Genomic DNA, 19,454 nt, shown 5'->3' on the forward strand with positions numbered 1-19,454 from the left:
ATAAGGACGTACTCGCTGATCGCAGAGTGTGCCACATGCGGGGCGTCGCCGCTGCGGAAAGGGTTTTACCTGGGCCGTTCCGTGGACTCGCGATGGATTCCTTCGGTCGGGCGGATAGGGCGAGGCAGCCTGTGAAAGCGGGTGGAGCCGACCGGGTCAGATCTCCAGCATGACCGTCACCGGACCGTCATTGGTGAGTTCGACGCGCATATCCGCGCCGAAGCGGCCCGTCGCCACCGTGGCGCCCAGGGCACGTAGTTCGTCGACGAACGCGTCGACCAGTGGTTCGGCGTGCGGGCGCGGGGCCGCGGAGTTCCACGACGGTCTGCGACCCTTCGCGGTGTCGGCGTAGAGGGTGAACTGGCTGACCACGAGGATCGGGGCGTCCAGGTCGGCGGCCGAACGCTCGCCGTCGAGGATTCGTAAGCGCCAGGCCTTGTCCGCCAGCGCTTTCACCGTCGCGAGGTCGTCGGAGTGGGTGATGCCGACCAGAGCTACCAGGCCCTGCGGGTTCGGCTCGATCCGCCCGGCCACTTCGTCGTCGACGGTGACCCGGGCGGAGGTGACGCGTTGCAGCAGTACCCGCATAGTCCGATCCTCGCACGTCACGGGGGTGCGCCCGCACCGCGACCCGGCGGCGGGAGCCGTTGCGGGATCGGATCATTCGGGATGGATGTCGGTTCGGCGGCACTGCTCGTTCATGTCGGCGCTACTCGGTTGTCGTCTGACGCTGGCATGGTCGGCGGACGCGAACATCGAGATAACAGGTGGCGGCCGTGCTCATCACGCGGTCCTAGGAGCGGTACTCATGGGCACTGTCGAGAACTACCCGAATCTGCTGGATATCGCGGCGGGTAAAACCGGCCGCGTGCGCGATGCCATCAATACCGTGATGGGTACCCTGGACGCCTCGCTGGCCGGTCGCGGCGCGCCCTGGGGGGACGACGAGATGGGGAGGCGATTCTCCGACGGTCCGGAGGGCTACCTGTCGTCGAGGGGCAACCTGAAGACGAGCGCCGCGGCGATCGCCGGATCCTTCGACAATTTCAGCACCACCCAGTACGACACGGCGAGGCAGTTACGGCAGCTGGAAAAGGATAACGAGAGTCAGTTCGACTGACCGGCCGCGACGGACGCGTAGCCGCTGATGGCAGAGTTACCCGGGTATCTGCGCTGGCTGGAGTGGGTTGCCGGTTCGGATTGGCCCGCCGGTGAACCCGAGGGCATGTGGGGTATCGCCGACGACTGGCGCACCGCCGCCGGTGGGCTGCGCGCCATCCTCGACGATATCGACGATGCCAAGGCGGCCTCGATCGCCGCCTATCCGCAGGGGGAAGGCCTCGCGGCGATGACCGCGGCTTTCGATCAACTGCGCAGCGGTGACCAGTCGCTGGAAAAGCTGATCGAGTATTTCGAGGGAATGGCCGCCTCGGCGGACGCGGTCGGCACCGAGATGGATTACGCCCAGCTGATGATGATCTCGTCGCTGGCGCTGCTCGCCATCGAACTCGCCGCGGCATGGGCCTTTCCGCCGACCGCGCCCGCGGTGCAGGCGGCGGCGATCGGTTTGACCCGGGTCGGCATCCGAATTCTGGCCCAGCGGTTGATGAACCGGATCATCCAGCATCTCGCCAAACTCGTCGGGCAGAAGGTGGCGACCTTCATCGTCCGGCACATGGCGCTGGACACCCTCATCGGCACCTTCCAGGAAGTCGGCATCCAGGGCTACCAGGTCACCCAGAATCACCGTAACGGCTTCAACTGGGAGCAGGTCGCCGTGACGGCGGTCAGTTCGGCCGCGGGCGCCGGCGCGGCCGGCCCGTTCGGCGACTGGCTCGGGCGCAGACTGCCCGAGGCGATGCCGAACGTCGTCCGTGGGGTTGTGACCGGCGCCGGTGCGGGCGCGGTCGGCGCCGGTGCGGGTTTCGGTGCGAGCGTGGTGACCCAGTTCGGTATCGACGCCTACCAGGACGGGTGGGGCACCGCGTGGGAGAACGCGCGAAATACCGAATTCGATCCGCGCATGCTCACCGCGGGTGTGTCCAACGGCGGACTCTCCGGCGGTAACAGGGCGATGGCGGACGGCTTCTACCAGAACAGACATCCCGAGTGGTATCCCGCGCCGACCTCCGACCCCGACCCGAGCCCGCGCATCGGCGGCTCGCCACGACTCGATATAGATCCCGCCGACGCGAACGCTTTCGGCGGTGATCGGTTCGGGCCCGACGCCTTCGGACCGGACGGACGCGGTCCCGACGCTCGCGGGCCGGACGCTCTCGGACCGGACGGTGAGCCGCTCACGGGCGGAACGGATTCGGGCGAATCCGGCGAGACGAGCCGGGGAGCTCCCGGTGCGGAACCGGGGGCGAATTCCGACGGTGACCGCCGCGAGGGCGAACCGAGCGCGACAGATCCGGGGGCTCGGCCGGACAGCGTCGCGCCGGCATCCGATCTGCCCGGTGCTCGCCCTGCCGATCTCGCCCCCGCCGATGGGCAGACGGCGACCCACGACGCGTCCGCCGGTCCGGTACCGCCGGTCGACGGCTCAACTCCCCACCCGAGTGCCGACTCGCCACCGATGGGCGATGGCGTCACGGATCCAGCGGTGTCATCCGAAGCGAAACCCGCTGGGACGTCACCGGATACCGGAAGCGACTCGTCGGGCTCACCTACCCAGGACACCACCCCCGAAACCCGCGCAGCCGATACCCCCGCCACGCAGGACGCGACCCTGTCGCGAGACGGTACCCCCGACCTATCGGCCGCAGACCGGGCGGACGCGGCGGCTCCGGACCGAAGCGCCCCGGAAGCCTCGGGTCCGGAACGGCCTGGAGCAGAGGCGTCAGGCGCGGACCGGACCGGCGCGGATACGTCGGGTTCGGACCAGGCTGGAGCGGAGGCGTCAGGTGCGGACCGGACCGGCATGGACGCGTCGGGTTCGGACCGGCCTGGAGCGGAGGCGTCAGGTGCGGACCGGACCGGCATGGACGCGTCGGGTTCGGACCGGGCCGGCGCGGATACGTCAGGCACGGATCGGAGCGGAGCGGACGCGGCGAGCCCGGACCGGACAACCCGGGACGCGCCCACCTCGGATGCCCACCGCGGAGCGGACGCGACACAGCAGTCCCCACCCGCGACGCCCGGAATGCCGGGAGCGACCCCCACCACCGGCGGTTCACCGACTCCGCTCGGCACCACCGCAACCCCCACCTCGGGTACGGCTTCCCCCGCCACCGCGAATCCTGGCCCGACCACGAATCCCGCGTCGACCTCCGCGCAGACCGCGAGCAGCGGTGCGCCGCAGGCGGGCGCGGCGCAGACCGGCGACCGTCCGACCGCCGGATCGCCGGACAACCGAGCGGGCGCGGCGACCGATTCACGCCGTCCCGCTACCCCCTTCGCGGGCAGGGCCGCAGTCGCCGACAGCGCGGCCAGTCCACAGGGCCGCGACAGCACGGCCGACCAGCAGGGCCGCGACGCTGCCGCACCGGGAAGACGTGTCGAGTCCACCGCGCCACCCGCTGATTCGGCGAACCAGCCCGCGCGTTCGGAGCGCGGTGACGACACCGGCACCGATGTCTCGCCGGAAAGCCTGCTCGCTCTGATCCCCGCGGCCGGCATCGACACCCCCGCGGCTCCCCGCGACACCGCCCGCTCGGACAGCGCCCACCGCGACACCGACGACAGGACCGGCCCGGAACCGGCCGACGCCGCGCCGGATCGTTCTCTCCCGCACCACGACGATGCTCGACGCGGCCAGTGTGTGGTGCTCTCGCTGGCGGAGATCGTCGGCGAGACCGGAAGCACGACCGTGCGAGTCCCCGACGACGTCGGTCCGGCGGGCATGTCGCGAGCGGAGTTGGAAGCCCATACCGGCGGCAGGTTGCACGACGTGCCCGTGCCGCATGCCGAGGGCGACACCGTCGTGGCCCGGCACCAGGAGATCGCCGAGGCTCTCCTCGACCCGAACAACCCGGCCGAATGGGCGCTCGTGGTCGACGAATACCACGGTGTGCTGGACGAATACGGTGTCGGCGCGCACGCGTACACCATGCGGACCCACGTCGATCCGGTGACCGGTGAACGCACCGTCCAGGTCAGCGATCCCGGTGTCGGCGTGCGCCGTGGCTTCCCGCCCGACATCCCGGCCGAACTGAACCGTGTCTCGGCCGTGCTCTTCGACGCCGACGGCAACGCCCTGCCCGACGACGCCTCGCACCCCCTGGCCGACACCGAGTCCTCGCCCCGCATCGGCCGTTCGGTCGACGACCACCGCGATCAGGTCCGCGATCTGCTCGCCCAGACTCCCACCGGCCGCGAGATCCTGGCCGCGCTGGACGCAGGACCGGTACGTGACCTCTACGATCACAACCCGGCTGCCGACGGCCGGGTCGGCTCGTTCCGCCGCAGCGCTCTGGCGGCCGTCGTGTTCACCGAGGGGAACAGCCACATCGGGCAGGTGCTGGCGCTGGCGCACGAGTCCGTGCACGCGCAGCGATTCGTCGACGGTCTGACACCGCACAGCGCCGAGGTGGTGCGGTCGATGTCGCGCGAGGACTACGTCCGGACGATGGTCGAGGAAGAGGCCGCGGCCACCGGTCGCCGCTTCCAACTCGCCCGTGACCTGCGTGCCATCGGCTACGAGGTGAGCACCAACCAGCTCGAAGCCGTCTACGCCGATGCCTACGAGCGGGCCGAACTCAGCCTGCTGCGGTCCGATCCGGAGCTCTCGCCCGACGAGATCGCCGCGATCGCGCACGAGGTGGCGGTCGACGCGCTGCGGGAACCGCTGGCGCGCTTCGAGTTCGACAACGGCGCGACCTACACCCGCTTCTACGGCGACGCCTGGAGCGAGCAGCGCCTGCCACGCGCACAGGGTGCCGACACGCCTCCACCGGACGAAGTCCACCGGCCCGCCGACCCCGACGCCGCCCGGCGGTTGCGCGCCGACGCCCTGGCAGTGCGCGCGGATCTGCTCGCGCTGGAAGAGATCTCCGCCCGAGTGACGACGCTCGCGACGTCGGTAGGGGTCGATCCGACCGCCGCGCGCCCGGTATTCGATCGCGGTATCGCCGACCGGCACGCCGACGTGGCCGCGGCACTCCGTTCGCCGGACCTGTCCGCCGACGATGCCGCCGCGTTGCGCCGGACCGAACACGATCTGCGCACGCTGTCCGATCTCGCCGATCAGCGGGACGCGGCGGAGCACGCGGTCGACCGTCGCGAGAGCGAGCTCGCCACCCGTGGCGCGCGCGAATACACGGCCATTCGAGCGGAATCGGACCCCGACGCCAGGCCCATCGCCGAGCAACTGCTCCTGGTGTCGGACCGCGTGTTGGTCGTCGCGCCGCCCGGCGAACACCAAGGTGTGCTCGATCGGGCGCAAACCGCCCCCGAGGTCGCCGCGATCATCGATCGCGCCGAGAGCGACCACATTCGTCTCGATGTGCGTGTCGACTCCGACGGACGTGTGCTCGTGAATACCGCCGACCCGCATGCCGGTCCGGAGTCGTCCGCCCGTCCCGCGCCGGTCCCGCACGATCCCGGCGCGGCGTCCGTCGACGCGGATGTGGCGCGAATCCGCGCCGAGCTGGCCACGACCGAGGTCGGCCGATGGGCCGAAGGGGTACTCGACAGCCACGGTGTGCGTGTCGTCCACGGCTCAGACGGTGAGAACCGGTACCTGCCGTCGCAGCGCACTCTGCGACTCGACGCCGGTGCCACCGATGCCGAGCAGTTGGCCGCGCTGGTGCACGGCGCCATCCACGCCGACACCGCGCGAGCGCGTGACACCCCCGGCGGCGCCAGGGACCGCATGCTGCTGCCACGGCGCGACTACGTCGACGCGATGCTGGACGAGGAGACCAGGGCCCACGCCATGGAGATCGTCGCGCGCACACAGCTGCGCGCGGCGGGTCACGACCTCCCCGTCACTCCGGAGGAATCGGCCTACAGCGACGCGTTCGACCGGGCCAGGGCCGAAGCCGCGCGACTCGATCCCGACGTGAATGCCGCCGAACTCGATCGCCACGCGAACGAGGCGGGTATGCGGGCGCTTCGGCCACTGGTCGAGCGACTCGCGGCGGATCCGACGGGTCTCACCTACGGCGAGGCATACGGGGCGGACTGGGACAGGGCTCACGGCATCCATTCCTTCGACGCCACGGTCCGGAACGCGATGGCCTCCGGTGAACAATCGGTGCGGCTGATCGACGCGGGCAATTCGGTGCACACCCCGCGCCGGGTAGAACTGGTCACCTACAACGACGGCACCCAGCTGATTCGCCGGACGATGATCAGCTCGCGCCACGCCGACGCCGAACAGTTGTTCTCCGCCTTGGCGCGCGCGGTCGGCGCACCGGTACCCGAAGCGTTCCGCGCCGCGCCGAATGTCGTCTATCACCAGAATCTCCCCGGAACCACGGCGCGGCAACGGTTTCCGATGTTCATCGACGCGCACGAACTCGGCTTCCACGACACCGACGGCGGTCGCGCGCTCGGGCTGGTCGACGCGCTCGCACAGATCCCCGACCGCGACGCGGGCACCTGGATGATCGGTCCCGACGACGGTGTCGTCGGAATCGGCAACCATCGCGCCTTCGACGGCACGCTGACCCCGGACACATTGAGCCCCTTCGCCTCCCACTTCCTGCGTGCCGGTGACGACGGCACGATCGAGGTCGTCGACCACCACCTGACCGAGACCGAGATCGCCGACATCAGGAATCGGGTCGAGGCGCTTCGGCCCGAGTTCGAGCGAATGCTGCGCCCCCACTGGCTCGATGACGCACTCGGAAGACTCGACGACATCGGCGAGCACGCGAGGCCCGCGCCGTCCCCCGCGCCCGAGGTGGAGATCGGCGAGGGCGACACGGCCTACGTGAATCGTTACGGCGGCGCGCAGCGCTACGGGATCTCCGGTGTCGTCGACGCGGACGGCGTCCTGCATGTCGTGGTGCGCAGCGGGCCCGCGACCCCGTCCGGCCGGGTGATGTTCGCCGACATGATGCGGGAACTCGGTCATCGGGTTCGCGTCATCGAGGCCCAATGGTTCAGCGAGGGTGGTCTCGACGACAACCTGACGGCCTTCAACGCCGCGATCCAGGAGTTGTTCCTCGACACCCCGGAGGAGGCGGCGCTGACCACCTTCACCGGGCGGCTCGCGGCCGAAATGGGCTTCACCCGGGTGGAATTCGGTCCGGGCGCGCTCGAAGGTCCGCCCGGCGAGCACACCAGCGCGACTGTCCGTTTCAGTCGGCCGGAGGCGACTCCACTCGCGGATCCGGGCGATACGCCCACCGACGCCACTCGGCAGCGGAATCCGGTCGACGGTGCCGAGCCGCCCGATATGGTTCCCACCCGGGGAGCGGACGATTCGGCCGACCGGACCTCCCGTCGAACGGGACCGGTGACGGACAGGTCACCGCGGGCGGAATCGGACGATCCCGTACCGCAGCCGCAATCCGGCGGTGGCGGCGGTAACCCGCCGACGAAACCCCCGGTATCGGCCGCGCCGTTGCCTGAGGAGCCCGAATCGTCCGGTGGCGACGGATTCGAGCACCGCACACCCCCGGTGGGCGGCGATCAGGACGCCGCTGTCGGGCGTCCCGACCCGGACGCGACGGTTCCGGACGCGACGGTTCCGGACGCGTCGGTTCCGGACGCGACGGCCGCGGACGCGACGGTTCCGGAACGCGGCGACTCCCCGGCGCGTCCCGAGGTGACCGCCCATGAGCCGACAACGGATTCGGTGCGCGCGGAGTTGACCCGTGCCGGGGAACGGATCGCCGACGCCGTCGTGGCCCGGCGAGTCGCCGAGGCCAGGGTCGGCGAGCTCGCGCGCGGATTGGGCATCGACCCCGACGGTTCGACGCCCGGTGAGATCTCGCGCGCCGTCGACGAGCGGATGCGCGCGGCCGAACAGCGCGTCGAGCGGCTGCGCGACACCGCGGACGTTCCGCCGGAGCGGATGGTCGCGCATTTCGACGATCTGCGTGCCGCGCAGGCCGCGCTCAACGACACGGTCAGGGCGGTCAACCGGATTCGCCCCGAACTGTCACGGTTGTACGAGGCCTTGCGCGCCGAAAGTGAAGCCAGGACGGTCGCCGGCGTGCTGGCCGCACGGGACGTGATCGCCGCCGAGGGCGCGCACATGATCAGCGAGGGCGTCGGCTTGTCGCCGGATGGCCGCCGAGTCGTCGTCGCCTCCCCGCTGACCGATCCCGACGCGGTCATCTCCGCCGACACCCGTCGTATGCTGCACGACCGCGGCGTGCGCATCGACTACCGGCTCGTCGAAGTGGACAGCGCGGGCCGGGTCACCGTGCGCGACCTTCCGACCACCGGGGAGCGTGCTCGTTCCGAGGGGCAGGGCGAGTTCCGTCCCGCTGCGGAATCGGGGCCCGAACGGTCCGATGGAGAGACCCGCTCGGGTGCTGACCGTCAGCGGCCGGGGGACGCCGGTCCCGAGGGGGAGCAGCGGCCTCCGGCGCAGATCGGCGATGCCGCGAATGAGCGGGTGCGTCCGGCCGACGAAGCGCGTTTCGACGCCGGTCGGCAGCGGCCGACTTCGGAAGAGACCGTGCCGGATCGGCAGCGGCCTATCACGGAAGAGACCGTTCCGGATGGTGAGCGGCAGCCGCGCCCCGCCGACGAACCACGTTCCGATGCCGATGCGCAGCGACGCCCCGTGGAGGAGTCCGACCCCGAGGGGGCGCGGCTGCCGCGTCCCGCCGACGAGACCGCTCCCGCCGATCGGCGGCAGAGTTCCGTGGCGGAGACCAGCCCGGACGGTGAGCGAACGCCCCGTCCCGCCGACCAGACCGAGTCCGATCCTACGAGGGAGCCGAGCGCCGACGGGGTTCGCGAACCATCAAACAGCACAACGGAATCCGAGTACGCAGCCCTCATCCGTGAGCGGGCTGCACTGGCGAGCGAACGCGAGTTCTGGCGCGCCAAGCGCAACGACAGGGCCGAACGGCAGGGCCTGCACGGGGAGGACCGGCGTGACGGCCGCGATCCCATGGACCGGGAACTCGGCCCCGACCGGCTCGAACCCACATTGCAGCGACTGCTGGACTCCGTGGTCGGCGTCCGCGATGTTCCGGGAACGGGAGAGGAGAGCGCCAGGCAGACACCGGAATTGGTCGGTCCGGAGATCCTGGCGATGCGACGCGAGGCGATCTTCCGTTTGCAGGAGGCGGCCGAGCGTTTCATCGCGGCCAGCGACGCGCTGACGGAATTGGACAGGCGCATCGCGGCGCTCGAAGCCGAAGGCGCGACCGGGGATCGGCGACCCAGTGCGGAAGTGGCAGCCGAACTGGACCGACTCGGCCGCGAACGCGCCGCCGAGGTGTTGCGCCTGTCGCCGCTGCGGGCGATGCGCGACGATGTCGCGGGCCGACTGGAGGTTCCGCTGGATCGTCTGGGTCCGGACAAACTCCCCGCGACACTGGACGAACTGGCCCGGCGACCGGTCTCGGGTGACGAAACCCTATTGCATCAACGGAATCTCGAGCTGCTGGCCGAAGCCGCCGACCGGGTCGATCGGGCGGAGAACGAGATCGGCCGCATCCAGGATCGGATGGCCGAACTGGCGGGCGCGAATCGCGAGATCTTCGACGCCGCGGGCGCGCGACGGATCACCGACCGGGTCGGTCTGGTCGACGGCGAGCATCCGCGCATCATCGTCGTCGCGCCGCGCGGGCATATCGACGCGCCGCTGGCCGACCACGACGCCGCGCTCAGGGACGCGCTGCGCCGCAGTGGCGCGCTGGCCCAGGCGATGGTCCGGCCCGAAACGACCATCGAGTACCGGCAGATCGTCTCCGATCGCGAAGGCAACTGGCGCGCGGTCGACACCACCGCTCCCGTGCGTGAATTCGTCACCGCCCCACCCGGACGCGGCGATCCCGGCATACACCTGACGCGTTGGCGTGACGGCGAAGGCCAGTGGAACGACGTCAATCCCGCTCTACCCGAATGGAATACCGGGCGTAACGACGGCACCGTGCCGAAGACGTTCACCCCGCGCGATCTTCCCGAAGGGGTCAGCGGGTGGGCGGTCAATCCGTTCCAGGCGGCGGTGGCCGATCCCTTCGTCGATCCGTCGGACAATCCCGCGCCGAACGCGGTGAACGAGGCCTTGCTGCCGCAGATTCCCGGCGGAGGCCCGAATCAGGATGTGCCGAGCTACTCCCTGCCGTTCGCCGACGCCTTCTACCACACCATGCGCATCATCCTGGAGACCGCGAAACTCTCCGGCTTCACCTGGTACGCCGATCCCGACAACCCCGGACGAGTTCGCCCCGGATTCAAGGGCCATCCCTGGTTCCGCGCGCCCCGCCCGGATGTGCAGCCGATGGCCAGGGAATGGAACCCCGCCGACCACGTCGCCGACGACGGCAATCTCTCCGAGCCGTTCCGCGAGCGTCAGCGTGCCGCACAGGAACAGTGGGCGCGGGTTCAGGCATGGGCCGATGCGGAATACGCGCGAATCCGCGCGGACGACGGCGATATTCCGATCATCGCGGAGAACCTCGCACGACTGAACGAGGCCGAGCGGCTCGCGCGCGCGGACGCACTGCTCGAACGGCTGCGCGGCCTGGCGGGCCGCGACGACGTCACCGCCGAGGTCGACGCGATAGTCGAGGAACTCACCGGCCGCCTGGTGGACGAGGAGCCGGGCGACGCGGCGCGCCTGGTCGCCGACCTGCGCGACGTGCTTGGAACCCCGCTGGACGGGGCCGACCGTGCCGAGATCGTCCGGTTGGTCGCCGACCAGTTGGCCGACGATCAGCCCGCGTTCAGCGAGAGCGACCTCGAACGAATCAAGAACCACCTGATGAACGACCATCATCTGGTCCGAGATCCCGTCGAAGGCGTGCTGATACGCCGACCGCTGGATGTGGTCGCCGACGTGGCGGAAGCGTGGAACCGGCTGGTGGCGGGTACCCAGCTACCCCAGGACATCTTGTTGCTGCGAGACGCGTTGGCCGAATCGGACTTCCTGCGGGACAACCCGATCGCCACGTGGCGTGACGCGAATCAGCATGCGATCCGCCTCGGCCTGGATTGGAACGCGAGCCGCCCGCCTCTGACGGATTGGCGCGCGGATATCCCGTACGCGCCACGCCCCGTCGGGCCGCAGACCCCGCCGGTTCGGCCCGGGCTGCCCCCGGGTGGGCCGGATCCGACTCGGCGGTTGCCCGCTGGTGACGACACGGTCGAGGATCCGACTCTGCCGTTGTCCAGTGGTGACGACACGGCTATCGATCCGACTCGGCCGTTGTCCGGTGGTGACGACACGGTCATCGATCCGACACAGCCGTTGCCCGGTGGCGTTGACACGGTGGTGGATCCGACTCGGCCGCCGCCCGGCAGTGACGAGACCGTCGCGGATGCGAGTATGCCGTTGCCCGGTAGTGACGACACGGTCATCGATCCGGTAGAGCCCGACCGACGGGTCGGCGATCCCGACGCGGAGCGGACCATTCCTGACCGGAACCGAGAGGACGCGCCACTCGCCGATGACGAGTCGACGCGCCCGCAACCACTTGTCGACGGTGAGATCCCACCGGATATGGCATCGATCGATGAAGCCGAAACCCCGACTGTCCGATCGGACGGGGGCTCGGACGAGCCACCCGCCGATCCGGCGTCACGGGCGACCCCGGATCCCGGTGACCCGGGGCGCGGCGAGTCGGAATGGTTCACCCGCGGTCGCGCCGAGATCGACGAGTGGAGTGCCGATCGTCGCGCGGAGTTGGAGGAGTGGGTCGCTCGGATGCGGGCCGAGTCGACCGACGCGGAGTTCGAGGCACTTCGTCGTCGAGTGAACGACGCCTTCGACGAGTTGGATCGGGATATCGCGGATCAGGCCGCGCAGGAACGTCGTCGGAATCAGGAGTTCTTCGCTGATCTCGCACGCAGAGCGGGTCCGCCCTCGGCGGAGCCCGACGGTGCGACCGGGCGTCGCCCGGAAGGCCCTGCCCGCGAACTCGATCCGCGAGACGATGCCGAACCTTCGACGTCGCGCGATGAACCTGCGACGCCGCCCACGGATCGTCCGCCTACGGATACGCCCGCAGACGTGGCGTCCGCGGATACGCCACCCACGGAATTGTCGCCCGCGGATTCGGGGGCACCTGACACCGGTCCGGCTCGCCCGAACACACTGCGTCCGGACAGCGAAGCGCCACAACCGCTTCCCGCCGATCAGGGCATCGAACCCGACGGACGACACTCCGAGACGGAACCACGGCCGGACAGCGACGACAACCGGGGAAACATCCGCCCCGACGACGACGGCGACGACCCTCCCGACCCCGCATCCGCGTCACCCCCCTCCGGACCGCCCTCCCAGCCGCCCGACCCCCCGGCGGGCGCGGCGCGACCGGACGATCCCGGCGACTCCGATTTCAGTGATCGCACGCGGCGCGACAGCACCCCCGTGGAAAGTCGAACCGAGGAGGTCGAACGAACCGATGGGGGTCGCTCCGACGATTCCTCCGAGCGCGAATTCCGGCAGGCGGTGCTGAACCGCTTGGCTGCCGACGCCAGTGCCGCGGCGCGAGAAGCGGACGCGGCCAGGCAAGCCGGGGACGAGCAGGCCGCAGCCGAGGCGAGCGCGCGCCGCGATCTTCTGGACGCCGCGCTGCTGCGTGCCGTGGAACGCTACGCACTGCTCGACGCTGGCGCGCATCTCATCGGCGACCACCGACTCGGTGTGCTCGACGGTGACCCACCCCGTTACCTCGTCGCGGGCTGGAGCGCCGCCGACGCGGCCTCGGTTCTGGCCGAAGCGCTCACCGCCGACCCCGGCTTGGCCGACCTGTTGCGTATGCCCGGCGTAGAGATCCGTGAACTGCGATTGGCGATGGACGAGAACGGTGCGATCACCGTTCACGCCGAGTACAACACCGAAGTCCCCGCGGACTCTGCGTCGATTCCCCACGACCCCGGTACGGATCCCACCCCCGGCGAGCAACGACACGACGATTCGGCCCGTTCCGACAGCGACGCCGAGTCCAACATTTCGGCGCGCGAGAGTGCCACCGATTCGCCTTCCGGTGCCCCTCGACAAGCCGATCCGCCGGATTCCGAGTCCGCGTCTCCGATCCACGATCGCGATGAGCCTTCCGGCGGTCGGCGACCTGACGGCCCACCCGTATCGGAGGCGGATCCCGAATCCGCATCCCGGATCGACGGCCGTGATGCCGGTGCCGACAGCGGGCGCCCCGACGTCACAGCAGCGTCGGACGCGGATTCCGCGTCTCCGGTTCATGATCGTGGCGACGCCCCCGGCAGCGGGCGACCTGACGGCCCAACGGTATCGGAGGCCGATTCCGATCCGGCGCCGCCGACCCGGGACGGCGGTGACGACTCCGCCCATGCCGTCCGCGAGCACGCCGAGGCCGTCGCACGCCGCGACGCACTGGCCGAGCGTCTGCGCGAACTGGCGGACCGACTCCCCATCCGAGACGCGGAATCCCTCGCGCCCGAACGGATCGCCGCCACACTTCGGGAATTGTCGGGTTGGCGTCTGACCGACGAACAGGCCGTCGCCCTCGCCGAATTCGGCCGGTTGGTGCCCGATTACCTCGCCGCGCACGCCGAGGTGGCCGCACTCGCCGACCGGATCGGGCTCATCCAGGAATACGATCGCCTGCTCGCCGAGCACAAGGAGTTGGTCAGGGAACGGGAATTCGTGCGCGCCAAAGCCGATCGGCGTGCGGACGATCTGATTCACAGAATCGGTCTCGGCCCGGACGATTCGGTGCCGTGGACGGCGCGCGACTCCGAGAGTCGCGAGGACGCCATCCGCGCGATGCACGCCGAAACAGGCACCGACAGAGTCGATATCACCGGCGGCATCGACGAGCTGAGCAGGCAGGACCGCAGACTCGCCGACGCCGACGCGCAGCGGTCGCGTCGCGAGGCGATCGAGAAACTCATCGAGGCCACGGACCGCTTCGACGAACTCGATGAACAGGTGCGGCGATCGGAGCAGCGCCTCTCCGAACTGGAACACGCCGGTATCGCCGTGCATCGTCCTGCGAGCGCCGAGGCGGCCGCGCGGATCGATGAGTTGGCCAGGCAGCGCGCCGCCGAACTCCAGCGCGTCAAGCCACGCCGGACGATGCGCGACGATCTCGCGATCCGCCTCGGCGTCGTCGACGAATCCGGTGCTCCCGACGAGACGGCCCTCACCCGTGATCTCGAGGAGACGATCGCCGACCTGCGCGATCGTATCGATGCCGAATTGCGTTCCGGCGCTCTGCGTGTCGATGAACTCCCGGCACGCCTGCGCGCTGTCGACGCGCTGGCCGACGCGGCCGCCGACGTCGCCCGCGCGCACAATCTCGTCGGCCGACTCCAGGACGAGATGGCGGGGCTCGCGGGCGAGTGGCGTCGCCAGATCGAGGCGGAGGGCGGAAGGATGGTCACCGATCGCGTCGGGATCATCGAAGGCGAGCGGCCTCGTATCGTCGTTTTCGGCACCAGGCCCGACCCGTATGCCCCACGCACCCAATATGATCGGGCCTTCGACCACGCGGTGCGCACGGATTCGGCGGTCGCTCAGGCCGTGGTGCGCGCGGAGACGACGGTCGAATACCGCAGAGTGCTCGCCGATCGCAATGGCGGAGTCCGCACGGAACCGATGACCCCGCCCGAGGTCGAGCGACTGAGTTCGGGCTGGCGCGACGGCAACCGCCTCGACATGACCGGGTGGCGTGATTCCGAAGGCCGGTGGCACCCGGTCGATCCGACCCGTCCCGACTGGACGACCGGGCGCGACGGCGCGACCCTGCCCAAGAAGTTCACCCCGAAGGATCCGCCGGACGGCGTGAGCGGCTGGGCGATGGAGGATGTCGTCAACGACATCACCTTGCCGACGGATGACGTTCCGGCGGGCCAGATTCCGGAGAGCACACTACCGGTCCACGCGCCGCAGGCACCGTCGCAGTACGACACCTCCGGGGTGCCGGCGGGTGTCGAGGTTTTCGGCCAGCACTGGGGTGCCGATTCCTACAATGTGGTGCGCCTGATCCTCATGGCGGCGCAGGTGCCGAATCATCCGGCGGTGAAGGCGTGGATCCAGAGACACCCGGAGATCGGCCGATGGGTTCAGCAACGTCCCTGGCTGAAGCATATTCCGCCGTTCGGAACGGTTTTCGCGAACTACGAGTGGTTCGCTCCGCCGCAACGGAATGTGCAGCCGATGTTCCGTCCGTGGGATCCGGCCGATCACGCGCCGCCCGCGGGCCGGGTCGACATCCCGCCCGCGTTGCAAGCCGAGTGGGATCGCGACGTCGCCGCCTGGCAGCGTGTTCAAGACTGGGCCGACGCCGAATACGACCGTTTCCTCGCCGACGACTCCGACATCGACACGATCGCCGACGGTCTGGAAGCCCACCGCAGGGCACGTCAGGAAGCGGCGGCCCGCGAGATCGTCGACGCGATTCGCGAGCAGTTGGTCCTGCGGCATCGCGGTATCGATCCGACCGGTGACGTCGATGCGCAGATCGCCCGCATCAACGATGAAATCGACCGTGTCGCCGCAGAACTCGCGGACCGATTCGCCAGTGACGACGAGGTGGCGGTGCGCGATACGGTCGCCGACATCGCGGATCTGATGCTCGCGCACGATTTCCCGGACAATCTCGCGGGTGATCGCCTGCCCGGCGAAACCCCCGAGGACACCATCGCCCGAGCGCTCGCCGCCTACCCTCGCGACGACACGCCCGTCTACACACGCGAACAGATCCAGCAGATCAAAGATCACCTGATGCGCGACGCGCATCGCGTGCGCGATCACGCCGACCCGCACGCCGTCTACACGCGCAGGCCGATGGACCGCCTGGCCGACGTGGCCGAAGCGTGGAATCGCCTCATCGCGGGCGAACCACTGCCGCAGGACCTGGTCCTGCTCGGCGACGCACTCGCCGAATCCGACTACCTGCGTCAGCGTCCCGACGCCGGATGGCGCGACGCGAATGTGCACGCGGTCGGTCTCGGCTTCCATTGGGACGCCGACCGCCCACCGCTCACCGACTGGCGTGCCGGAATCCCGTACGCGCCCCCGCCGGTCCCGATCGCCCCCGGTTGGAGCCCGCCGGAAAGCGCCGGAGAGACACCGCCACGCCCGATCCCGTCGAATCCCGACGGGCCATCGAGCGACCCGGATGACGGCGGCCCGGCAGCACTGCCCACGGGTCCGTCGAATTCGCCGCCCGCGTTGCCCGGCGAGACGAACCCAGCGCCGACGACTGACGGTGACGCGTCGACGAACACCGACCGGTCGTCGGATCGTCGCGTGTGGCCGCTGGAAACGGGCGACGAGGGACAGGCGAGCGCTCGCGACCTCGATCCCGTGGATTCCGAACGTGCCCCCGGTGCCTCGACCCCCGACGATGCGGCGGAGGTTATCCCCCCATCGCCGTCGTTGCCGGACGAATCTGTCACCGGTACCGTCTCCGATCCCGAGCACGTTCTGTCCGATCTCGACCGGCAGCGGGCGGCGGAGGACGCAGCCGCCGAGTTGGAGGCCGCGCGAGCCACGCGCGCCGAGGCGATGCGTGGTTTGCCGGTCAACCCGGAGGATCTGGCATCGCGCGAGTCCGTGGACGAGGCAATCGAAGGCATGTTGTCGCGCACGATGCGCGTGGACGAGATGGCAGAGACGGTCCGCAGAATCGAGGCCCTGCGCGAGGCCGCCGAACGCTACCTCGACGCCGAAGAAGCGCACGCGCTCCATGACCTCGCGCCAGACGCGACCAGTGGCCGACCCCCCGATCACGCAGCTCCGCCATCCGATCCGGCCCGATCGACCGCGCGGGAGTCCGGCGCTGCCGTTGATCCTGGTGAACCGGCTTCCGGTTCGCCGTCACCCGGAGGCGTGGTTGCCGGTCGTGACGATGCGGCTTCCGGTTCGCCGTCGCGGGAAGGTGCCGCCGTCGGTCGTGACGATGCCACCGCTGATTCGCCGTCGCCCGCCGATGTCGACCGGCAGCATGCGGCGGATCGAGCGGCGGCCGAGTGGGAGGCCGCCCGAGCCGCACGTGCCGAGGCGATGCGTGGTTTGCCGGTGAACCCGGAGGATCTGGCGTCACGAGAATCCGTCGACCAGGTGGTCGAGGGGTTGTTGTCACGCACGATGCGTGTCGACGAGATGGCCGGCGAGGTCGCCAGAATCGAGGCCCTGCGCGAGTCCGCCGAACGCTACCTCGACGCCGAAGAAGCGCACCGCCACTTCGCCGACCAGCCCGCTGAGCCCGCTACCGAGGAGTCGAGCGCGAACTCTCGCGAGGGTGATCATCCCGATCCACCGGTCCGGGCTGCGAGGGATGGAGTCCCGCCGCCCGGAAGCCCCTCCGCACCGGATGGAGACACCGCGAGCGCCGAACCGTCAGAGGCATCGGACGGGAACGGTCGCCGTGGCGACAACGACGACAATCCGTCCTCGAACGGTGCGGATCCCGGCAGCCGCCGACCCGATCGGTTGCCCGGCTCCGCACTGCGCTCGCATATTCCGCATCCGCCGAAGGATTACGACGTCGAATTCCCGCCGCCGCTCGATATCCGGGTGATCGATCCGGGCCCCTGGCCCCTGCCCGAACCTCCATCGGATCAGCCCGACCCGCCCCCGTCGACTCCGCCTCCGTCGACTCCGCCTCCGTCGACTCCGCCGGGACCGGGGTCGCCGCGACCGGAATTACCCCTCCCTCCAACGCAACCCACACCTCCGCCATCGGAAAACCCGCCACCGGAACAAGGGCTGCCGGACCCGTCGTGCCCGCCCGACCTGATCCCGACACCGCCCCCCGGTGATCAGCACCCACCACCGTGCACCGACCCGCCACCTGCTGAACCGTGCCCGCCGGGCACTGTTCCACCGGATCAGTCGGTCCCGCCCGGCTCACCTCTGCCGCCGCCCCCGATCCCTCCCGGCTCGTGGCCCGGTTTCCCACCTGCCGAGACGCCGCCGAATCGGCCGACCCCACCCGCTGGGCCGACTTGGCCCAATCAGCAGATTCCTCCGGAATGGATGACGCCGACCACCGGGCCCACTCCGCCCGGTCTGCCGACCCCGCCTGAACAGGTTCCTTCCGATCGGCTGACGCCGTCGCCCGCCGGGCCGACTCCGTCCGCCTGGCCAACTCCACCCGATCAGCAGGTCCCTCCGGAATGGATGACGCCGCCTTCCGCCACACCGGTTCCGCCTGGCGCGCCGACTCCTCCGGATTGGCTGATGCCTTCCGCCGGGCAGGATCAGCCCGCTGGGCAGGTTCCGCCGGATTGGTTCACGCCACTTTCCGACGCGCCCGCTATGCCAGGCGGGCACACTCCTGATTGGATGACGCCACCGTCTACCGGGCTGGATCATCCCGGTGGACAAATTCAGCCGGAAGCGCAGAATCCGCCGGAAGGGCTGACTCCGTCGGTCGATCAGGCGCGACCTGACTGGCTGACGCCGTCCGCCGGACAACACCGACCCGACGGGCAGAATCCGATACCCGGGCAACGATCGCCTGGTTGGCCGACCCCTTCTGATGCGTTTGCTCCACCGGATCGCGCAGGTCAGGACCAGCCGACGGGACAACCTCAGTCCGGAGGGCAAATGCCGTCCGGTTGGCCGACATTCCCGACAGCCCCCGGCGACCAGGCTCCGCCCCCGTGGCTGCCCGACACCGATGGGCAGCTCGCGCCGGGCACACACGTCTCACCGGGCGGCACTGCCCATACCCCACCGAACGGGTGGAACGCCGGCAACCCCGTTCCGCCGAATCCGGTTGCTGCGCCGACTCCATGGACACCCTCCGACATCCCACCCGCACATGGATCGCAACCCGGAACCCAGGCCCAGCCGGGAATTCCTCTGCCGGGCAACGGCATACCGCCGACAGTAAACCCGCCGCAGGGCGATTGGTCGCAGGAAGGATCCACTCCGACGATCCCACCGCCCCCGGGGATGTCCGGCCTGCCCACAGCCGGTCGAGACAACCGTCGAAGGCAGCCCGAGAACGGTCGAGTCCCGGACGGGCATAGCGACACCGAATCGACCCTGCTGGTCCGCCCGTTCGCGGGCTACGGCGTCTCCGCCGAATTCGATCCGGACACCGGCGCGCTGCAAGCGACCGCGATCCGCTACCGGCAGGAGTCGGGCGTCTATGGCGAACTCGCGGACGTGATGGTCGTGCTGTATCGCCACGACTCCAGGTTGGTGGCGCGGATCGGCGGATTCTGGTTCGACCTCGACGGGCCGATCACGGTGGAGTGGGTCCAGGGCCCGGGGCGGCGGACGGAATTCGTTGTCACCGATGGTGCTTCGATCCTGTGCCGACTGACCTATCGCACCTTGCCCGAGGAACTCGATATCGGCCGCTTCATCCGGGATCTCTGGGCGGATACGGCACGACGCGCGGAGGTCTTCACGTGAGACTGCGGGATCG

3 protein-coding genes are annotated in these 19,454 nt (G+C 69.9%); 2 read left to right on the top strand and 1 reads right to left on the bottom strand.

Features of this window, described 5'->3' with window-relative positions; all coding sequences use genetic code 11:
- Positions 1–156: 156 nt before the first annotated feature.
- A complete protein-coding gene (gene dtd, locus DAT37_RS15520) occupies positions 157–588 on the bottom strand; it encodes a D-aminoacyl-tRNA deacylase (RefSeq protein WP_109525398.1) in 432 nt (143 codons plus the stop codon).
- A gap of 220 nt (positions 589–808) precedes the next feature.
- Between dtd and DAT37_RS15525 the strand changes: the two genes are divergently transcribed.
- Positions 809–1,120, top strand: coding sequence for a hypothetical protein (locus DAT37_RS15525; RefSeq protein WP_109525399.1), 312 nt, complete (start codon positions 809–811; stop codon positions 1,118–1,120).
- Positions 1,121–1,147: 27 nt separating this feature from the next.
- Positions 1,148–19,441 carry a WXG100-like domain-containing protein gene (locus DAT37_RS15530; protein WP_109525400.1) on the top strand — a complete coding sequence of 6,098 codons (18,294 nt, stop codon included), beginning with the start codon at positions 1,148–1,150 and terminating at the stop codon, positions 19,439–19,441.
- Positions 19,442–19,454: the final 13 nt, after the last annotated feature.

Source organism: Nocardia aurea (genome assembly GCF_003123685.1).
GTDB classification, from domain to species: domain Bacteria; phylum Actinomycetota; class Actinomycetes; order Mycobacteriales; family Mycobacteriaceae; genus Nocardia; species Nocardia aurea.